The sequence below is a fragment of the Rhizobium sp. BK377 genome, assembly GCF_014193935.1.
In the GTDB taxonomy this organism is placed as follows: domain Bacteria; phylum Pseudomonadota; class Alphaproteobacteria; order Rhizobiales; family Rhizobiaceae; genus Rhizobium.
Map to the genome: position 1 here is coordinate 293,234 of NZ_JACIAC010000002.1, position 18,509 is coordinate 311,742.

Sequence of the window (18,509 nt, forward strand, 5' to 3'; positions counted from 1 at the left end):
CCTCATCATCAAACGATGCTGGCGGCTCTTTGCAATCTGCGGAATAACTTCACGGCAATCCAGCCCGCGATAACCACGACGATCAAACCCGCGATCGAACAAAGCGCCGGATAAATCATCATGTCGTGAGAGTCGTCGCACTGCTGGGCCAGGCTCTCGGGGCAACCTCGATCCGAATAATCGCCCCATGCCACCAGGCTCAGCAGTCCGAAACCGAGGAAAGACATAAGGCCGAACGTGCCAGCCAAGGCAACGCCAGCTAGGACCGCCGCTTGCATAAGATTGTTCGGGTGCTTGCTTTCACTCATGGATTGTCGGCCGCTTTGCCTGAGCATCCGATAGCTATAGCGATTTTGTCATGTCTGCAAAGCCCAGCACGCCATCGTCGTCTGCTCGCTGTCTGAAGCGGACAAGCGTAAGCCATGCCCCTGCAGAGGGAAACCATGAAGATAACAGCTCTGCTCGGCGAGGAGCGGCGGGATCCGGATTTCAACGTGAAAAGGGCGCCCCCCGGTCAGGGAGGGACACCCTTTTCATGCTGACTCTGAACGCATATTACACCGCTGACTCTGAACGGACAGCTGAACAGAAGGTAGCTGACGGACGGCGATCTGTAATCGGACTAAAGTCCGATGCTTCACAATCCTTTCGTGTGAGGGATCGGTCAGCGAGTTGCGCTTCGGTCGTTATCAGATCGAGTGAAATCATGGCTGTCGCCGTCATCTTCCAGCGAGGACCTTCCTGCCGAACAGCTTCGTAAGCAAGGCCATTGCAGAGGGTCGGCGAACGATCGGCTGCAGGCCTGCTTTCGGACGGGAGCGCGATGTCAGATGGATCTGATCTCCCATGGACCAACCATCGCCTTCCCGAACGTCTGCGCGCCCGGGCGAAATCGTCTCTTTGACGATCTCGTTCGAGAGCGCAATATCGGAAAGCTCGCGCTTATCGGCAGCCGCAGCCTGTATCAACGCGTCTATGTCGTAAACCTGCTGCGCTTCTTCAAATAACTGCTCGATGCCCATTCGACCTGACCCCAGGAAATTTCAACCCAGAGGCAGCGGTATCAGGCTGCAAATTGCACGTAAATCTTGCGACGCTCCAAGTGTCGAGAGAAAGTCCGATTAAGGTCAACCGGTAAGGTTAAAGACCCACTGCGCTCATTGCGGCCGATCGGCAATTGCTGGTGCGCTCCTTGAGGTCAATGAAGAATAGAAAGCGCCGTAATGCCCGCTTCGTCTGCGGCCCGGATGATGGCCGCTCTGAGTTCATCGGCTTCGGCTTTGCCGGTCATCACGTCCAGGCAGGCTTTGACGGCAGACAGGAACTCCTCGCCATCGTCGGATGGCCATTCTCTCATCAGCGCGTTGGCAGCCTCCCCGACCGTTCGGACAATCAGATGTTTGTTCCCGTCCTTGAAGACGAGGATGACCGGATCGAACAATGCCGAAGTGTCCCATTCCATGACGCTTGGTTCCCGACGAACTAACACATCGGTAACCTTGCAAAAGTCATGCCGCTGCACGCCGGGGTTGGAAATTGCCGCTGGCCGCATGGCCGGATGAAAAAACGGCCGGCGAAGGCCGGCCGTCGTCTCACATGCGGTAACTGCGCTCCTCAGACGAGCAGCGAGCTGTTCACCAGGATGTCGGCATTGTCGAAGAATGCCTTGTGCGCGCCGATGAAGGCGATGTCCTGGGCGGCATGGGCGGTGCCGGCGCCATCGGCGTCGTAGGAGAGAACGCCGGTCGCGGCATTGTAGATCAGCTCCGGGCCGGCCTTGGTGCCGGCTGCACCCCACTTGTTGACGATCTCGAAGGACGCGGCGTCGACCACGCCGTTATTGTCGAGATCGAGGCCGGTAAAGGCGCTGCCGAGCGAGATCTTGTCGTTGGCGTCGAAATCCCAGATCGAGTCCTTGTTGGCCGCACCCATCTCGTTGAAATGGAACGTATCGGCGCCACCCTTGCCGTAAAGGCTGTCATTGCCTGCACCGCCGGCGATGACGTTGTTGCCGGCATTGCCGGTAATCGTGTTGGCAAGGCCGTTGCCGATGCCGTTGATGTTTGCGCTGCCGTTCATGCGCAGGTTTTCGACATAGGCATTGTTATTGAGATCGACGCTGACGGTCGCCCAGATCGTATCCGTGCCGCCGCCCGCGACCTCATCGACCACCCGGTCGCCGGCATTGTCGAAGACATAGCCATCGTCACCGGCCGAGCCATGGATCGTGTCTGCACCGCCGCGCCCATCGATCCAGTCATTGCCCGACGCGCCGTAGAACGTGTCCGCGGCCGCCGAACCGGTGATCGTCACACGCTCCACCGAGGTCAGCGAGACGGTCGAATGGTAGCCGTCGGCGCCGAGGATATCGTAGACGACCGCGTTGCCGTTCACCGTTGCGGTAACGGTTTGCGCAAGCGAGAAGTCGAGTGCAGCGTTGTCAGCGCCATCCTGACCATCAAAATATGCCGACTGGCCGTGGTCGAATGCCCATGGATCTTCTCCGCCTCCCAAGCCCTGCTTATACACCAGTGTATCGTCGCCGGTGCCGCCGAAGATCGAATTGCGCGAATGATCGCTGGTGACGAGGAACTTGTCGTCACCATCCCAACCAGAGAGATAGTTGTTCCCGGCGAAGCCATTGAGGGTGTTGTTGCCGTCGCTACCATAAATCCAATTGTCGAGTTCGTTGCCGTAGCCTGACGCATCACCCTCGTAAAGCCAGAGCTCTTCGATGTCGGCGCCGAGAGTGTAGGTCAAAAGCGTTGTCCTAACGCTATCGTGAAGACCAAATTTGCCCCCGAGTTCGATCACCTGATCGCCGACGTTGTCGACGAAATAGGTGTCCGACTCGCCTGCTCCAATCATTGTGTCGGCGCCGGCGCCGGGATTGATGAAGGCGGACATGCCCCAACTTATCTTGATGTAATCATTACCGGCACCCGTGAGGATGTTCGTCGTCTCCGCGTTCGCCACTTCGATGTGATTGTTGCCGTTGCCGCCGTAGATGCTGAGTTGATCGGCGATCAAGCCGTAGGCATTCAGCGGCGTATCGGACGATTGACCGTCAAAAAACGCCTGGTTCATGCCGATGTCGCCCCAGAAATAGAGCCGCCAGTCTCCCGATCCGAGAGTAAGTCCAAGCGAGGTATCGAAAGAACCTATGGCTAGGGAAGTATCGGTAGATCCGCCCGTAAACGTCGTCTCATCGATAAACTGACCGAAGGATTCATCGCCGGTCTGAGTAAAAACAATCGTTCCCATAAATAACCCCACAAAAAATCTGCGCACGCGGGATTTCTTCCACAGCCACAACCAGAAGTCAAAGCTCGAAGTAAGAAATTCTTAACGCTGTTGCTGCGCCGCAATATTTGAAAATATAGTCATATATAACATAGAAGTTGCTGCCCCGCCCTCCCCGGCAGGAAGGCGCGGCGATCCTTCTTGGAGTTCATAAGAAAACAGGAACGCGGCAACGCCTGCAGCACACGGAATCGCGGCGTGACGCCCTGACATTGCCGGCAAACCAACGCGGTTGAAGAACGGCAAAACTGTCACGGTTCATGGCAGCAGATAGCCAGCTCAATGGACGGCAAGATCGGCCGCCGAAAACTTGCCGCTGTCCTTGAATGTGCTCTTCAATCGGGCCAGCGGAGACCGGCGGTCTGACGGCCACCGGCAGGTTGCCGACAGGCTATTGCAAAACCCGCGACGGCATCCTCGGCTTTGTGCCGAGGATCTGCGTCCACCGATTAAATATCTGAAAACAAATGCTTTCTCGTCAAGAGAATTGCAACGGTCAGATGCTCGGCGCAAGGCCGAGCATGACGGATGAGACTTTGTCGACAAACTGGCTGGCGGCCTGACGACCGCCAAGGACTTCAATACTCGATTGAATGCTGCAGCTGCGCGATCGTTTCGGCCAGCAGAATTCTTACTGCTTCCTTGACGTCCTCATTTGTCGTCTGAGGCTTTTCAAGTTTCGTCTGCGCCGCCACGAGCAAGGCAATTCTATCATCTACGTACTGAGGTCCGGGCTTGGAAGAATTGTTGCCCCTATGCATCATGTTCATAATTCGCCCCCTGCGAAAAAGAGTTTAATACGACGGATTATCTTTTCAATCGGAATGCATGTCCTGTCAATTCATGCAGCGCGGAGCGGTTAAATGTTAAGGTTATCAGAAATGTCAATTTTTATACATCCGGCACCAGCAGTGCCGGACAATAAAAACCATCAAAACAGAACCGGCACACTCCCCCGAGACGGCGTCGCTTCGCTGTCCGGAAATACACCCCTCTGGCGCAATAACCAGTAGTGGTAATTTTCCCGCGCGAGTCGAGGGCTCCAACGCGACTTTTTTTGGGTCTATCCCGAATAATGGAAATATCGATCGGTATCCCCAGCGAGCCACACTACCACAGCATGTATTTCTCGAATACTCTCCGAACCTTCACGCAGTATTCGGGCCGGAATGGCGGAAAAAGAGAAATAACCACGCCAAAGTGCGGCGCTCAGGCTCGACTGCGAGCTTGCCAGATGGCTCGATCGTCTGATTTCCTGAAGAAGTTTCCCGTCTCCGCAGATAAGTGAAAGATTGTCATCGCATTCTGACAGAATCAGATATTCCGTCGATAATAATGGTCAAATAAAACGCAGAAGTGCGATAGAGCGTTGCCTATGACAGACCTTTCGTGTACTTCGGCCGCCGGATGAGGATTGGGAGCGACGATTGCGATACCGGCAACTGGATGCGCTGCGAGGAGTCGCGGCCCTGACCGTGGTTTTCCATCACCTATTCATGGCCTTTCCCGGATCAGAGGCGCATGTGAGCGTTTTCGACCTGTCGAGCTGGGCTTTTTGGGAAACGTGGATGAAGTACACTCCGCTCCGAGCCTTTGTGAACGGGCGGCCCGCAGTTGTCCTCTTCTTCGTCCTCAGCGGGTTTGTTCTGGCGGCGAGCTTCGAGAAGCGGGCGCTCCCCTATCAGGATTATCTGATCCGGAGGTTTTGCAGGATCTATTTGCCGTTCGCCATAGCCATCGCCTTCGCGGTTTCCCTCTTCATGCTGTCGCCGCGCGGGCCGATAGCGGGCCTGACCGAATGGTTCAATGCGAGTTCGTGGACCGCTGCGCCAAGTGTCGATGTTGTGGCCGGGCATCTGGCGATGACGGGACGAGAGGCGCATATCCAGCTGAATAACGTCACGTGGAGCCTGATTCACGAACTGAGGATCTCCGCGCTTTTTCCGCTGATCGTTTTGTTGGCGGTATGGAACTGGCGGGTCACCCTTGCTGCGCTCGCATTGCTTTGGCTCGCCAGCGAGGTAGCGGGCGGTTTCGCCGAGGAGGGAAGCATCCTGGCGTCGATCCTCGATACCGGGGGGTACGTTCTCTTCTTCGGTGTCGGCGCGATCTGCTTCTACAACAGGCAGAGGCTCGCCGCGGTCGCGGCCAAGCTGCCGGTCTCCGCCATCTGCGTGGCGGCGCTCGTCGCGATGGCGATCCCGGCGGGTGCTCCGGCTTCCGAACTTCTCTACGGACTGGCTTCGACAGCCTTGATCGGCGCGGCAATCGGCCATCAGAGGATCCAGCCGGTTTTTACCTCCTCTCCTCTTTTGTGGCTGGGCACAATTTCCTACAGCCTCTATCTCTTCCACCTCCCGATAATTCTGTTTGCCCTTCGTCACTGGTACGGGGCGGTCGACAACCGGTTGCTCGTGGTCGGGATCATGGCGACAAGCCTGATGACCGCTCAAATTGCGTACTGGCTGGTCGAGAAGCCATCGGACCAGCTCGGGCGCACCCTGTCCCGCCGGCATAGGCTCGCCTGACACGGCACCGCCCCCTCTCCCTGCTCGTCTAAAAGCTGACGACGACGCCTGACCGGGCATCACTGCCCTGCCAGGTGTGGTTGTTTTCCATGTGCCGCCACATCCCTCAGATCGCCATAATTACGGGATCATCTACCCCAGAGGGACTGAGGCGATGCATTGTGCCGATATCGGCCATCTCGGACGTATCGAAAATACTGCGATATCTACCGGACAATAACTCGCATGGTCCGCCGGCCAATTCCGCTTAGGATAAGGCTCGAATCAGGCGGAACGTTTTTGGAGACCCGCGAATGCCGACGATCACCGGAACGGATGGAAACGATACGCTGACCGGCGGCAATGCCGCCGAAGTCATCGTCGGCCTTGGCGGCGACGATGTCATCTACGGCAATGGCGGCAACGACATTATCGATGGCGGTGCCGGCTCCGACCAGCTCTATGGCGGCGCGGGTGACGACACGATCAAATCATGGCGCCATGAAGGGCCTGACTATATCGACGGCGGCGACGGCATCGATACGCTGGCGCTGAAGCGCAGCTATGAATATGTCGTCGAGCAGATCGATATTTCCACGGCCCAAAAGATAGCCACGCCCCAGGATCTCGGCGAAGGAACCGTCATCGTCAACATGGAGCGCCTGAACATCACGGGCGGATACATGGGCGACCATTTCGTCGGCGGCGCGCTGGGCGACGAGATCCATGGCTGGAACGGCGACGATGCGCTGGAGGGCAACGGCGGCGACGATTACATCGACGGCGGCGCCGGCAATGACGTGCTGATCGGCGGATCGGGCCACAACACATTGATCGGCTACAGCGGCGACGACCAGTTCGTCTCCGCTGTCGATGCCGTCGACACCATCGATGGCGGAGCGGGCAACGACTCCCTTGTGCTGGATCGCCGCGCGGCGACCGTGGACCTGACGTTGGACCTGTCGCTCCCGGCAACCACCGTCCAGGCGCTGGGCGACGGCACGACGATCAGCGGCATCGAGCAGATCGAGCTTCACGGCGGCAGCGGCGCCGATACTGTCACCGGCGGCGCTGGTGACGATGTCTTTACCGGCGCACGCGGCAATGACAGGTTCGATGGCGGCGCAGGCATCGACACGGCCAATTACGCCGGCTCCTTCGCCAAATATGCGATCGACCGGCTGCTCGGCACGGTCTCGAGCGCAGCCGAAGGCACCGACACGCTCGCGCATGTCGAGAAGCTGCATTTCCTCGACGGCATCTATGATTGGGAAACGGGCGTCTTCAAGCCGTTCAACAGCCCTCCCGTCTTGACGGCGGGCGCACCGAGCAACGGCCTCATCGAAGCCGGCCACAGTGGCGCCGGCGTCGATACCGCGAGCCTGCAGCTGACGGCATCCGATCCCGATGCGGGCGATACCATCTCCTACGTCACCGACGGCTGGAGCGATCTCGGCGGCGGGCAATGGAGCCTTTCCGGCATCTACGGCACGGCAATCCTGAACACGGCGAGCGGACAGGTGACCTACCTGCTGGACAATGACCGGCCGGCGACCCAGGCGCTGGCGGAAGGTGCCACTGTTGAGGACACGTTCGACCTGGCGATCCGGGACAGTCACGGGGCGAGCGCCACGCAGAGCATCGGATTCTCGATATCAGGAGCCGACGAGAGCATCGTCGGCGCGACGATCCATGGGACCGAAGGCAATGATTTCATCGTCCCGGGCGCGACCCTCGCCGGCCACCCGCTCGTCACCATCAACGACGACACGATCTATGGCGCCGGCGGCAACGACTATATCGATGGCGGCGCCGGCGCCGACACGATGTTCGGCGGAAGCGGCAACGACACCTATTTCATCAACAATGCCGGCGACCGCGCTGTGGAAACGGCCGACGGCGGCACCGACACGATCCAGGCAACGATCAGCGTCGATCTCCACGACCACGCCTTCGTCGAAAACCTCCGTCTGAAGGAAGGCGCCGGCGCGATCGGCGGCACCGGCAACAGCCTTGCAAACCTCATCACCGGCAATGCCTCGGCCAATGCCATTGCCGGCGGCGCCGGTACCGACAGCCTCTATGGCAAGGGCGGCGCGGACACGTTCTATTTCAACGAAATGGGCGCCGCCAACAAGGATTCCATCTGGGATTTCGATGCCGACGACAAGATCAGGCTCGGCTCCGCCTTCGCCTCCCTCGACAGCAATCATGACGGTATCCTGGACGCGGACGCCTTCATGATCGCCTCCAAATACGGCGCGACAGCCACCGCCGATCACGCCCAGCTCATCTACAATTCCGCAAGCGGCAACCTCTCCTACGACGCCGATGGCACCGGCGGTCAGGCGGCGCAGGACATCGTCTTCCTCGGCGCCGGCAAGGCCTTCTTCGACAACGGCGACATCGTTCTGGCGTGAGATCGGCGGCAAAGCTGCCGGCGGTTGCCGCCGGCGACGGCTGCAGACTGTGACAGCCGTTATATCTTTCGACGGCAAGACCACGTAGGGAAGAGGGTGGACGCCGGTTCGGCGCCGCAAGTCCTTCCTGCTGGTTTGCAGCACGACTGAAGAAAACCTCGATCAGGTGCGAAAGCTTACCTGTGCCAAACCCTATGAGATCGCTGCACTACCTCCTGCTGATCTTCGTTGCGCCGCCCCTCATCGCGCTCGGGCTGATTTTCCTCGTCATTTCCTGGTCCGGGAAAGAGCAGCCGGACCCGCGTCCGACAGGAACGGTCGGCGTGAAAAAAGGCGACAGGATCGGCACGCCGACCGAGCCGCATCCGCCTCGGTGATATCAAGAGTAAGATACGGCCGCACCGCGCGCCGGTCAGGACTTCCGCGCAATCGGCGGCAAGATCACCAAGGGGTTGGCGGGATCGTACCCAATCGCCGGCTTGCCCCCCTTGCCGGCTTTGCCGATCTCCAGCAATCCCGGCGCGAGATGCCCCTGCGGGCCGAAGAGATAGGCGCTTCCCGCGCAGAGATGGGCGAGCGCGCGGTAATCGAAATAGCGGAAGCTGCTGTCGGCCAGGAAGGCCGCCTCGTTATAGGCCTTGCCCTTGATCTCGGCAAAGCGGGTCGCGGTCATATAGGCGTAGAGCGCCTTCTTATCGAGCGAGGCCCCGCTGCAGAGCGTGGCGAGCGTATTGGCGAGCTTGACGACCCGCAATGTCTGCGCATCCGGATTGTCGAGCGGCTTCACCGCCTCTGCGAGGTAATGATTGGTCGCCGGATCGCCGGTCATCGACTTCTTCCAGAAAGCCGGCATTTCTTCGGCCGCAGCGATGCCCGCGCAAGCGATCGTCACGAGTGCCGCAAGCAGGCAGGATCTGAGATGACTGGCCAAAACATTCCCCCAACCGAGCGGCCTGGAGGGCCGTGCCCGCATTCACACGGGCAAAGGACGCTCCAACTCCTCGAATCCACATATCGGGCTTTCCGAAAATCGCTTCCGATCTCGGGCCGATGCCGCAGACTGGCAGAGATTCGCACCACAGCGCAAGATACTGACGCGTCTGCGAGCTGGGCGAAGGCCTAATGAGCGCGGCCGCCATCAGCCGCACTCCGCTGCGATCAGGACAATTGCCCGCGCCGGCCGAAGATCTGCCGCAGGCGCCCGTCCGGCCCGCTCTTTTCGGAACGGGAAAAAACATCCCGGATATGACGCGTATAATACCAACCCGGCGAGGCCGCCGTGATCAGGTTCTCATAGACCACCGGCGGCACATTGAAATACCGGCGCTTCCCCTTGAGACGGATCTCTATATCGAGGACGCCCGTCGAAGGATCGTAGGCGACGGATTTGACGAGTTTTGACGTAAGTTCCATCGTTATTCCCTATGCTGCGTCGCACAAAGGAACCAAGTTCGCAAAAATAGTCAAGCATTTGTAAGGCCTCAGGACACTTTACCTCACATGATTTGCCTTACGTGAATGCTGTTATAGAACGAGCCGCCCGAGGCGGGTTGCCGCTCCGCAGCATCGCGGGCGGGCGTGCGGATTCCATAGGCTTCGACGACCCGCATAGGTTCGGTGACCTCGCCGGGCAGGAGAGACTTCCCCGCCTCAGATGAGTCCTTCACCGCCCGGACGCACGGTGGCTGGATTCCTGTGACAAGCACAGGAATGAGGGAGAGAGGGTGCCGATAGCGTCGCCCCCCACACCCCTCACCTACAACTTACACCCCTTCGACAGCGCCGCGCTCTCCATCGCCGACACTTTCCCCTTCGAGACGGCGACCTCGCCTTCCTTATCCCCACCCGCCACGCTACCGATCGGAACGCCGACCAGGAATACGCCGAAGGCGTCGCCGTTGGCGGCGGAGATCTGCTGTTTGGAGAGGTCGTCGAGCTTCTTCTTTTCCGTGCTGTGCTCCTGGGCGATGCGCGCGCAGCTGAGATTGGTGTAGGCCTGCATAGGGATGTCGGCCTGCACGATGGCGTCGGGTCTTTTCGCGCAGGAGGTGAGTGCTGCGGCAAAAGCCACGCCGAGAATGAGTTTTTTCATGGATGCTCCCCAGTTAGCAGGAGATTCCTAGCATCGCCGCCCGCTTGGCGCGAGTAACGCGCAAGAACAACCACAGAAGAATTCCTGCACACGGCCAGCGTGGCCGGTATAGGCGCCCATGCCCTCCTCGCCCGCCGGCAGAGGAAAAACGATCAGCGAGCGCCCCAAGGGCGAATGACGCGATCGCGTCTCCGTCTAACCCTTTTGGATGAATTGCGAATCGGCCCCACCGCGAGGAAAGTGGATGCGCGGCGGTAGTAGGATTACAGGACCGAACCCGATGCGGGGGGCTTGCCGAGTATTGAGTGGAAGCCCTTCATTTGGGAGGGCGCCGCTTTAAAAGCAGCGAACGGACGATCGATACCTCCTTGCCGCCGAACCGGAACTCCACCGTTTCATGCCGCGATAGCGAACTCTCGCGACCATTGGACGCCTCCGCTGCGCAGCCGCCTGGCATCGGTGACGACGGTGCGGGCGCGGCGATCGACAAGGCCACGGCATTGCTGAAAATGTAGGCTGAGACAGACCGGAATCGTCTGATCCTGCTGAGCGCGGTTGGGCTCGCCACACATTACAGATGCGAGCCCTGTGCCTGCTCAGTCCGCCAAACGCGTTAGGCGGGTGTAATAATCACAGACGGCGTTCAGAGTCGCGTGAAAAGTGTGTGACATGGCTCGCCGCGTCGATTCGTCTCGATCAAGCGCTACTCTCCACGCGAGTGCATCTTGGCGGAGGCGCGTGTCCAAGCCGTGGGGTCAGCCAACACTGTTTCAGCTGCAAGCATCCGCGTCAAAACGTGGGCGCGCTACCGATGCTCTGCGTCCAGCTATGCGGCCGGCGGCGCCTCCCCCCATTGTTTGCCGTATTCGACACCGGTGCGGTCGCAACAGGCAGGAAGGCGCCGCGGGTTACGGGGTTCTTTTTTCCAGCGCCTCTAGGTCACTCGTCGTGAGGACCTGAGGAACGGCTCGCAAGTCGATGGTATGAGGCTCGTTGCCGGGTTGCCAGGAAAACATAATTGCGATCGGCCGCTGGTAGTGCCTCTTGAGGACCCTGGCTGCTTTCTCCTCGAAGCGTTTGCGCTGTTTTAGGCTGTCGGCAACATTCCGCTGCTCATAAATCATACCGGCTCCCCTCCGCTCGCGATTGCCCCCGCGAAAAAGAGTTGAAAAGGGTGCGCCGGGTCAGGGACAGACACCCTTTTCGTGCTGATTCTGAAGGCATCAGCACGAAATTATGTAGCAGACTATATTTCGGCTTCCATCGGACCAAAGTCCGATGCGATGCGGCAAGCGCGCACGACCGCTCCGGCATCGGCCCGAAGTTGATGTCCGGAAGGCTCGATTGCGTCGATTTAGAGAATTGGAGCGCTTTGTGCGGGCGAATGGACTACTTGCAGCCTCTCAGCCACTCAAACAAGCTTCTTCGCCTCTGTTGTCGTATGCTCATGATACTTGTTCTCGCGCAGCGTCCCGAACAGTTTCAGGCTCTCCAGATGCTCGCGCTGCGCCCGGTAGAACGCGTTGAGGAACACCAGCTCCTGGCCGGGCTTCACCGGTTCCTCATAGCGAATCCTTCTGGTGATGGTGCGCACGATCTTGACGATCTCTTCGGTGTTCGGCTTCTTTGTTGTATCGCGCAGCACATCCTCCAGCGTCTGCAGCTCGTATTTGCCGTAGATATCGAGATGCTCGGGCAGGAATTCGAATGCCGGCTGCGACGAAGCCTTGGCAGGAGACGAGAGCGCGAGGTCTGACAGCAGCACGGAGCGCGGATTGTCGACCACCAGCGTGCCGGCGATCATGTCGCCGATGCGTTGCCGGCGGCGGTTGGCGAGCGGAACGATCACCACCACCAGGAGCCAAACGGCCGTCAATACGCCTTCCAGCCCCGACTGTTCGCCGAGCGTGCCCAGAAGCCCCATCGGAGCGAAGATCTCCACCTCTTTCATCAGGTTGCGCGCGGTCACCTGATGCGGCGTCAGGCGTCGGCCATCGACGTTGATGACGCGGATGCCCGTTATCCGTTTTCCGAGCGTGCGCCCGTTCCAGATCAGCTCCGAGAGCACGTAATAGGGTGTTCGCAGCAGAAAGCCCAGCAGGGTGATCAGGACCGTCATGGCGCTCAAGGGCAAGGCCCCCGTGAAGACGACGGCAAGCGCGATAATGACGAAAAGGAGGGTCGTGAAGATGATATCGAGTATCTGCGCGCCTAAACGGGCTCCGATCGAGGCGATCGCGAAACTGATCGGCACGCCCTCCGGCGGAATGAACTGCATGACGCGCTTGCCGTCTGTCATCGTCTGGTCCGGCTGCTTCATCTGACGGCCCCATGCGAAGCCTTGCCTTCGCGCCCTGCAAGCGAGAGCCATGCGACCCAGAAGACACCCATGCCCCAGCCGATGGCGATCCGCCAGACCGGCTCCTGGACGAGCTGGCGCAGGAAGCCTTCGATGAAGGCTGCCGCGACCAGCATCAGGGCCGCAAGGATCGCGAGCTTGACGGCATCATGCCCCTGGTGGCGCAGAGCCTCTTTCCGGGTTCGCGCGCCCGGAAGAAGAACTGCGAGCCCGAGCCCCGCCCCGCCGGCGCAGGCAATCGAGATCGCCGCAAGCTCGGTGACGCCGTGTATGGAAAGCCAGGCGAAGGCATCGTAGCCAAGCCCTTTCTGCCGGAACATCGCGAAGAAGGCGCCGAGCATCAGGCCATTGTAGAAAGTCAGAATGAAGCTCGGCACCGATGCGAAGACGCCGAGCGCAAAGATCAGCACGGCAATCCCCGTATTGTGGGAAAAGAGATAGGCCGAAAAGGCCGCGAGCCCGTCGCTCTCATGCCGTTCATTGCCGTAGATCGTCGAGCGCAGGTAATCGGCCGACGCGTCCGGCGTGCGCAGATCGGCGAGCTCCGACGGCACGAACGTATAGAACCAGCTCGGATCACTGCTGCAGAGCCTGTATCCGGCAAGTGCGCCGAGAACGAGCGCCAGGAAGCCGATGAAGAGAGGCAGGGCCGAGCGCCGCACCGCCTGCGGAATGCCCTTCAGCAGCAGGCGGGAGATCAGCCCGCCGAGGCTTTCCTGCGGCGCATAGACGACGAGATAGGCGCGCGCGCAGAGGCTTTCGAGATAGGCGACCAGCGCCCGATCGAGCGAAATATCGCGCGCGACACTGAGCGAATTCATCGCCTGCCGGTAGCCGGCCGCAAGGTCGCGCACCTCGTTATAGCTGAGTGCAGCAGCCCCACCCTCCTCCGCGCGGCTCACCAGCTGGTCCAGCTGGCGCCAGTGCGCCTCGCGCTCCAGCCGGAAGCGAGCCGAGCGCAGCAGATCGTTCTGCACCCCGCCGGCATGGAGCGTCGCGCCACTATCCATCCTGGGGTCGATGCGCAGATCCGTCATATCATCTCGCGGGATTTGATTTCGATGTAGCGGGCAATGAGATCCGATGTCAGCGCCTCAGGCGTGCTGTCGAGGCAGAGCACGCCGAGACGCGAAAGCTTCTCCATCACGGCCCGCCGCTCCTGCACGATCTGCCGCGCCGCCACCGAGCGGGCGATGGCATCGAGCGTTGTCTCCTCCGGCTCCACCAGCTTTGCCAGCATCGGATCGCGCAAGGCGACGTAAACGATGAAATGGTGCCGCGCGAGCACCTGCATATTCTCGATCATCAGCTCCGCCGTGATGCTGTCGACGAAATCGGAGAATATCACGATCAGCGAGCGCCGCTTGAGGCGGCCGGAAAGATGCGTCAGCCCCAGCGTGTGGTTCGTCTCCTGCGTTTCGTAGGCGAGATCGGCGCAGATCGTCTGCAGACGTGGAAACGCTGCACGCCCCGGCAAGGCAGGCTGGAAGAGGCGCGGACGGCTGTCGAAACTGTAGAAGCCGACGAGATCGCCCGCGAGCCCTCCCGCCCAGCACATGGCGAGCGCCGCATTGATGGCGCGGTCGAGCTTGGTGAAGCCGCCAAGCTGTTCGGCCATCAGCCGCCCGGAATCGACGCAGAGGATGATCTGGTGGTTTTTCTCCGCCCGCATCTCGCGCACCACGAGATTGCGCATGCGCGCCGAGCGCTTCCAGTCGATGCTGCGCGGATCCATGCCGGCGGCAAATTCCCGCAGCTGATGGAATTCCGACCCCTCGCCGCGCAGCCGCAAATCCTTCTGGCCGGCTTCGAGCGGCAGGATCTGCGTCTTGATCGCGCCTGACAGCACCGGCGAGATATCTGGAATGACGGCGATCTCGCGCGCCACCGGCAGGCGTACGATCCTGTCGATAAGCCTGAGGCGCGACGGCCATTTCAGCCAGAGCTCACGAACCGAAAACTGCCCGCGCCGCGTCAGCTGCAGATCGAATGATGCCTTCACCGGCCCGGACTCGGCGCGCTCCATGCGACGCTCGCCGATGACAAGCTCCGGCGCGGCATCAAGTCTGAGATCGATCCCCTCGGGCAGCTTGCCCTTCTGCCTGTTGATGACAACAGTGAAAGAGGCCCTGTGGCCGACAAAACCCTGCGGCGGCAGATCGACATCGACGGCCATCCGGCCCGACAGCGCCGTGAAGACGAGATCGCCCGCCGTAACAACCGCCAGCACCACCCACAGGAAGACGAGCGGCATGCTCATGTCGCGCCACCACACGCTGACGATGACCGTCAGCGCCGCCATGGCAAGAACAAGCGCGATCAGGTGCGAGGACGGCCGCATTTACCGAGGCGCATCCACGCGGTTCCGGAGGCTGCGCAGCACATCGTCAGGCGTGCGCCCGTCGATCTCTGCCGAAGGCGACATCACGATGCGATGGCGCAAGGCCGGTGTCAGCAGCGCCTGCACGTCATCAGGCAGGCCGTAGTCCCGACCCTCGAAGGCAGCCCGCACGCGCACGGCCGCGGCCAGAGCATCGGCAGCACGGGTCGATGCGCCATAGAGAATATCGGCATCGGAGCGCGTCGCGCGCACGAGATCGACGATATAGGTCAGGATCGACTTGTCGAGATGGATCGCATCGATGAGCGCCCGGCCAGCGGCAAGCGCCTCGCTGGTGACCAGCGGCCGGATGCCGGCTTTGCCTATATCTGATTTGAGCGCCTGATCGGCATGGCGCGACAGGATCGAGATCTCCGTCTCGCGATCAGGGAAGTCGACCACCAGCTTGAACAGGAAGCGGTCGAGCTGCGCCTCGGGCAGCGGATAGGTGCCCTGCTGCTCGATCGGGTTCTGCGTGGCGAGCACGAAGAAATCCGGCCCGAGCGGGTAATCGACGCCGTCAAGCGTCACCATCCGCTCGTTCATTGCCTGCAACAGTGCCGATTGCGTCTTCGGCGGCGCGCGGTTGATTTCGTCGGCGAGCAGGATGTCGGTAAAAATCGGCCCCTTGGTGAGGTGGAACTGGTTGGTCTGAAAGTTGAAGAGATTGACGCCGAGCACATCGCCCGGCATCAGGTCCGGCGTGAATTGGATGCGCCGGTAATCGAGCGCCATGGCGGCCGAAACCGAGCGCGCGAGCAGCGTCTTTGCCGTGCCGGGAGGCCCCTCGACGAGGCAGTGCCCGCCCGAGAATATCGAGATCAAGACGAGATCGATGATCGCATCCTGTCCCTGCACCACCTTGCCGATCTCGCCCCTGACAGCGGCGATGAGATTGCGAAATTCACCCAGATCCAAAGTCGACGCCCCCTAGCGATTTCCTGAATGTCTCGAGATTGCGGTGCAGATCCGCAGATTTCATCAAATGCCCACGGTCGATCAGCGCCTGGGCCGACGAATGCAGCGCCTGCGCGTCCACCTGATCGCGGCGTGCCAGGCGTTTGAACAGCCGGTCTATGCCCGCCTCGTTTCCGGCTCCGGGGCCGAAGAGCAGCTGCGCCTTGTCCGCAAGCAGATGGAGCACGAACTGCGATACCATCCGCCCGTCATTGCCCGACAGGCGAAGCAGGCGGGCTGTTGCTTCGATCGCCGCAGATTTCGACAGCTCGATATTCCCCGATGCGTCCTTCAGCGGCGGCCCGAACCGCCAGAACCCGCGCCAGAAGCAGATTGCCACGACAACGAAGAGCGTGCCCCAGATGACGGAGAGCGGATAGGCGAAGAAGCGCTTAAGATCGGAGCTGGAACGCTCATAGGTGCGCCCTTCGTCCACGGGTTTCCTGGCCTCCAGCGGCGCGCCTGCTGTATCCAGATAGACCGGCCGCCTCTCGTCGACACCACGCAATCGCTGGATCAGCGACACTGCAAAAGCTGCGTTCTCGGCGAGAGCCAATCCATGATTGTTCAATAGATCAGGGTCCGACAGCAGATAGACTTGATGATAGTTTTCGCATCGGACGATCAGCGCACCCGTCTGCGTGCCTGCGAGCTCCTTGCAGGCGCTCGGCAGGCTTGCCAAATCGAAAGTCTGCGCCTCATACAAACCGATCCGGGCCGGTTGCCCCCAACTCGTACCCGGATGCGCCTCAGCAAATCCTGGATCGTTCCGATTGAGACGTAAATCTGCAGGCGCGATCCTGCCCAATTCTTCCTGAACCTCTTCGAGAGGCAGCAAATCGGCCTGCCGCGCAATCCCATCCGTCAACAGACGACTGCGCCATTTCGGCATGATGATCAGCGTCGGAAGCCCATAGCGTCGTGATTCGCTTCCCCAACTTTCCGGGCCAGCACTCTTGACGTCCTTGTCTGTACCGGAAGCGGCAGCTTCGTCGTTCTCCAGCGGCAGGGAAAGAACGCGCATGGAGATTTCCGCCCGCGCCCTGACGAAATGCGGATCGGAGCGGATCACGGGAATGCCCTTGGCCTCCAGCCACACCTGCAGCCCCTTGGCTCCGAGCGGCGAGTGATCGAAATCGTTCTCTCGCGGCCGCGCAAAGAGTGCCAGCGCCGCAAGCCCGACCAGAACCAGCAGGATGAGAACGGGCGCGGCATTACGCATGGCTGAGCCTGCCTGTCGACAATAAGGCCCGCGCCGAATTGAGAAGCGTATCGAAATCCCCTTCCTGCAATGGGCGACCGCCATAATGAACGAGTTCCGCCTCGGCCAGCAGGTGTTCCAGCCGCTCGCGGTCGGGCATGGTTGCCGGCAAGCGAGCAAAAACCGCCCGCTCCGTATCCGAGCGGAAAAGCCGCGTTCCCGTCACATCGGCCGCGTGCAGCAGGCAGTGCCGCAGCAGGAGCACTAGCGCCTGCCGGCGATCCGCCATGGCGGCAATGCGCTGTAGGAAATCACCGGGCCTTTCCTCGGTCCCGGCATCCGAAGTACGCCAGCTTTCCGGCGCTTCCCCCTGCCGCTTTTTCACGTCGCGCGGCGCCGACGAGAGCAGCACGCCCCCATTGCCGAAAAACATTGCAAGGCCGATGATGACGACAAGGGCGACGAGCACCAGTACGACCGCAGCGGAACCGCCGACGGCAGGCTCCTGCAGAGAAAACGAACGATTCTCACGCGAAAGCGTCGCGTCCGGCACAGCCTTCCGCGTTTCGGAACCATCACCATAGATGAGCTTGCAGCGTACGCCATTAAGCGCGCATTGCGTGGCATATTCGCTGCTGACGGAGCTGGAAGGCCGGTCGCCCTTCCCGCCCTGCTGACTACTGCTCTCCTGCGCCAGCGCAGGGGAAAGTTGGGCCGAGGCGGCCAGTGACAGGGCCACCAGCAACCCGGCATGACGAATGGCTATGCGGCTCAGGCAAAGACCTCCGCTATCGCTTCGGGATGCAGCGGGTCCGGCCCGAACCTGTTTGGGCCATCCGTGCCACGAAGCACACTGATCACGAAAATCGTCAGGCCAGAAATGACATTAAGATAGGGAACGAAACCGGCGATAAACAGCGCTAGGTACCACCAACCTGAAATGTTCCGATCGTGGAAGCGGCGAACCTGGAGCCCCACCTGCGGCAAAAACATTGCCAGAATAAATATTCCGCCGACGATCGTGATGATAGCAACCGTCACCGCAGGTGCGTCACGGCTACCCGAGGGCGCCAAAATGCTGATGATAAAAATTGCCAGCAGCACCAGCCAATAGAAAAGCTGAAACCACCAGCATTCCGAGCGGGAGGCTCGGCCGGAGAAGGTTGCATATTTCTGCCTGGAAACCGTCCAAACAGCTTCGGTAAACCCCATTGAAATGCCCCCATTGCAGCTTGCTGAATGATTCAAACACTTTAATGACAAAACGTCGGTTAGATCTGAACCCGGCGT

Annotated in this window: 18 protein-coding genes; 4 read left to right on the plus strand and 14 right to left on the minus strand. The window is 60.4% G+C overall.

What is annotated here, in order from left to right:
* Positions 1-8: 8 nt before the first annotated feature.
* Entirely contained in the window at positions 9-308 is a 300-nt protein-coding gene (locus FHT92_RS10110) for a hypothetical protein (protein WP_183739678.1), read from the minus strand.
* Between the two features lie 522 nt (positions 309-830).
* On the opposite strand from FHT92_RS10110, the gene FHT92_RS10115 reads away from it, so the two are divergent.
* Complete coding sequence (locus FHT92_RS10115) at positions 831-1,007, plus strand: hypothetical protein (RefSeq protein ID WP_183824433.1); 177 nt, start codon at positions 831-833, stop codon at positions 1,005-1,007.
* Between the two features lie 191 nt (positions 1,008-1,198).
* Here FHT92_RS10115 and FHT92_RS10120 read toward each other — a convergent pair whose 3' ends face one another.
* The 3 genes from FHT92_RS10120 to FHT92_RS10130 all read right to left on the minus strand — a co-directional run bounded on the left by FHT92_RS10120 (position 1,199) and on the right by FHT92_RS10130 (position 4,073).
* The gene (locus FHT92_RS10120; RefSeq protein ID WP_183824437.1) at positions 1,199-1,462 is read right to left on the minus strand and encodes a DUF982 domain-containing protein; all 264 of its coding nucleotides are present in this window, start codon (positions 1,460-1,462) and stop codon (positions 1,199-1,201) included.
* A gap of 152 nt (positions 1,463-1,614) precedes the next feature.
* Complete coding sequence (locus FHT92_RS10125) at positions 1,615-3,264, minus strand: calcium-binding protein (RefSeq protein WP_183824440.1); 1,650 nt, start codon at positions 3,262-3,264, stop codon at positions 1,615-1,617.
* A gap of 617 nt (positions 3,265-3,881) precedes the next feature.
* A complete protein-coding gene (locus FHT92_RS10130; RefSeq protein WP_183824443.1) occupies positions 3,882-4,073 on the minus strand; it encodes a hypothetical protein in 192 nt (63 codons plus the stop codon).
* A gap of 657 nt (positions 4,074-4,730) precedes the next feature.
* On the opposite strand from FHT92_RS10130, the gene FHT92_RS10135 reads away from it, so the two are divergent.
* From FHT92_RS10135 to FHT92_RS10145, 3 genes are all read left to right on the plus strand, one after another.
* On the plus strand, positions 4,731-5,831 hold the full coding sequence (locus tag FHT92_RS10135) for an acyltransferase family protein (protein WP_183824446.1): 1,101 nt from the start codon (positions 4,731-4,733) through the stop codon (positions 5,829-5,831).
* Between the two features lie 293 nt (positions 5,832-6,124).
* Positions 6,125-8,230 (plus strand): calcium-binding protein, encoded by a 2,106-nt coding sequence (locus FHT92_RS10140; protein WP_183824448.1) that lies wholly within the window; start codon positions 6,125-6,127, stop codon positions 8,228-8,230.
* A 194-nt stretch (positions 8,231-8,424) separates the two neighbouring features.
* On the plus strand, positions 8,425-8,607 hold the full coding sequence (locus FHT92_RS10145; protein WP_183824451.1) for a hypothetical protein: 183 nt from the start codon (positions 8,425-8,427) through the stop codon (positions 8,605-8,607).
* A gap of 35 nt (positions 8,608-8,642) precedes the next feature.
* Here the strand turns inward: FHT92_RS10145 and FHT92_RS10150 are convergent, their stop codons facing one another.
* The 10 genes from FHT92_RS10150 to FHT92_RS10195 form a co-directional block, all read right to left on the minus strand.
* Positions 8,643-9,161, minus strand: a complete 519-nt coding sequence (locus tag FHT92_RS10150; RefSeq protein ID WP_246735204.1) for a hypothetical protein — start codon at positions 9,159-9,161, stop codon at positions 8,643-8,645.
* Positions 9,162-9,388: 227 nt separating this feature from the next.
* Positions 9,389-9,643, minus strand: a complete 255-nt coding sequence (locus FHT92_RS10155; RefSeq protein WP_183824456.1) for a KTSC domain-containing protein — start codon at positions 9,641-9,643, stop codon at positions 9,389-9,391.
* A gap of 343 nt (positions 9,644-9,986) precedes the next feature.
* Complete coding sequence (locus FHT92_RS10160) at positions 9,987-10,322, minus strand: hypothetical protein (RefSeq protein ID WP_183739707.1); 336 nt, start codon at positions 10,320-10,322, stop codon at positions 9,987-9,989.
* Between the two features lie 1,411 nt (positions 10,323-11,733).
* Positions 11,734-12,642, minus strand: coding sequence for an RDD family protein (locus tag FHT92_RS10165; RefSeq protein WP_183824459.1), 909 nt, complete (start codon positions 12,640-12,642; stop codon positions 11,734-11,736).
* On the minus strand, positions 12,639-13,718 hold the full coding sequence (locus tag FHT92_RS10170; RefSeq protein WP_183824462.1) for a stage II sporulation protein M: 1,080 nt from the start codon (positions 13,716-13,718) through the stop codon (positions 12,639-12,641). The genes FHT92_RS10165 and FHT92_RS10170 overlap by 4 nt, the downstream gene beginning before the upstream one ends.
* Positions 13,715-15,022: a DUF58 domain-containing protein gene (locus FHT92_RS10175; protein ID WP_183824465.1), complete on the minus strand. Its 1,308-nt coding sequence runs from the start codon at positions 15,020-15,022 to the stop codon at positions 13,715-13,717. The genes FHT92_RS10170 and FHT92_RS10175 overlap by 4 nt, the downstream gene beginning before the upstream one ends.
* Positions 15,023-15,979: a MoxR family ATPase gene (locus FHT92_RS10180; protein ID WP_183739722.1), complete on the minus strand. Its 957-nt coding sequence runs from the start codon at positions 15,977-15,979 to the stop codon at positions 15,023-15,025. It abuts the gene before it with no gap.
* A complete protein-coding gene (locus FHT92_RS10185; RefSeq protein ID WP_183824468.1) occupies positions 15,966-17,240 on the minus strand; it encodes a DUF4350 domain-containing protein in 1,275 nt (424 codons plus the stop codon). Before FHT92_RS10185 ends, FHT92_RS10180 begins: the two co-directional genes overlap by 14 nt.
* Entirely contained in the window at positions 17,233-17,985 is a 753-nt protein-coding gene (locus tag FHT92_RS10190; RefSeq protein ID WP_183826196.1) for a hypothetical protein, read from the minus strand. Before FHT92_RS10190 ends, FHT92_RS10185 begins: the two co-directional genes overlap by 8 nt.
* Before the next feature lie 5 nt (positions 17,986-17,990).
* Positions 17,991-18,431 carry a DUF805 domain-containing protein gene (locus tag FHT92_RS10195; protein WP_183824471.1) on the minus strand — a complete coding sequence of 147 codons (441 nt, stop codon included), beginning with the start codon at positions 18,429-18,431 and terminating at the stop codon, positions 17,991-17,993.
* Positions 18,432-18,509 lie beyond the last annotated feature (78 nt).

Coding starts and splice junctions, on each gene's coding strand:
- FHT92_RS10110 (WP_183739678.1), bottom strand. CDS start 308: ATGAGTGAAAGCAAGCACCCGAACAATCTTATGCAAGCGGCGGTCCTA.
- FHT92_RS10115 (WP_183824433.1), top strand. CDS start 831: ATGGATCTGATCTCCCATGGACCAACCATCGCCTTCCCGAACGTCTGC.
- FHT92_RS10120 (WP_183824437.1), bottom strand. CDS start 1,462: ATGGAATGGGACACTTCGGCATTGTTCGATCCGGTCATCCTCGTCTTC.
- FHT92_RS10125 (WP_183824440.1), bottom strand. CDS start 3,264: ATGGGAACGATTGTTTTTACTCAGACCGGCGATGAATCCTTCGGTCAG.
- FHT92_RS10130 (WP_183824443.1), bottom strand. CDS start 4,073: ATGAACATGATGCATAGGGGCAACAATTCTTCCAAGCCCGGACCTCAG.
- FHT92_RS10140 (WP_183824448.1), top strand. CDS start 6,125: ATGCCGACGATCACCGGAACGGATGGAAACGATACGCTGACCGGCGGC.
- FHT92_RS10145 (WP_183824451.1), top strand. CDS start 8,425: ATGAGATCGCTGCACTACCTCCTGCTGATCTTCGTTGCGCCGCCCCTC.
- FHT92_RS10155 (WP_183824456.1), bottom strand. CDS start 9,643: ATGGAACTTACGTCAAAACTCGTCAAATCCGTCGCCTACGATCCTTCG.
- FHT92_RS10160 (WP_183739707.1), bottom strand. CDS start 10,322: ATGAAAAAACTCATTCTCGGCGTGGCTTTTGCCGCAGCACTCACCTCC.
- FHT92_RS10165 (WP_183824459.1), bottom strand. CDS start 12,642: ATGAAGCAGCCGGACCAGACGATGACAGACGGCAAGCGCGTCATGCAG.
- FHT92_RS10170 (WP_183824462.1), bottom strand. CDS start 13,718: ATGACGGATCTGCGCATCGACCCCAGGATGGATAGTGGCGCGACGCTC.
- FHT92_RS10175 (WP_183824465.1), bottom strand. CDS start 15,022: ATGCGGCCGTCCTCGCACCTGATCGCGCTTGTTCTTGCCATGGCGGCG.
- FHT92_RS10185 (WP_183824468.1), bottom strand. CDS start 17,240: ATGCGTAATGCCGCGCCCGTTCTCATCCTGCTGGTTCTGGTCGGGCTT.
- FHT92_RS10195 (WP_183824471.1), bottom strand. CDS start 18,431: ATGGGGTTTACCGAAGCTGTTTGGACGGTTTCCAGGCAGAAATATGCA.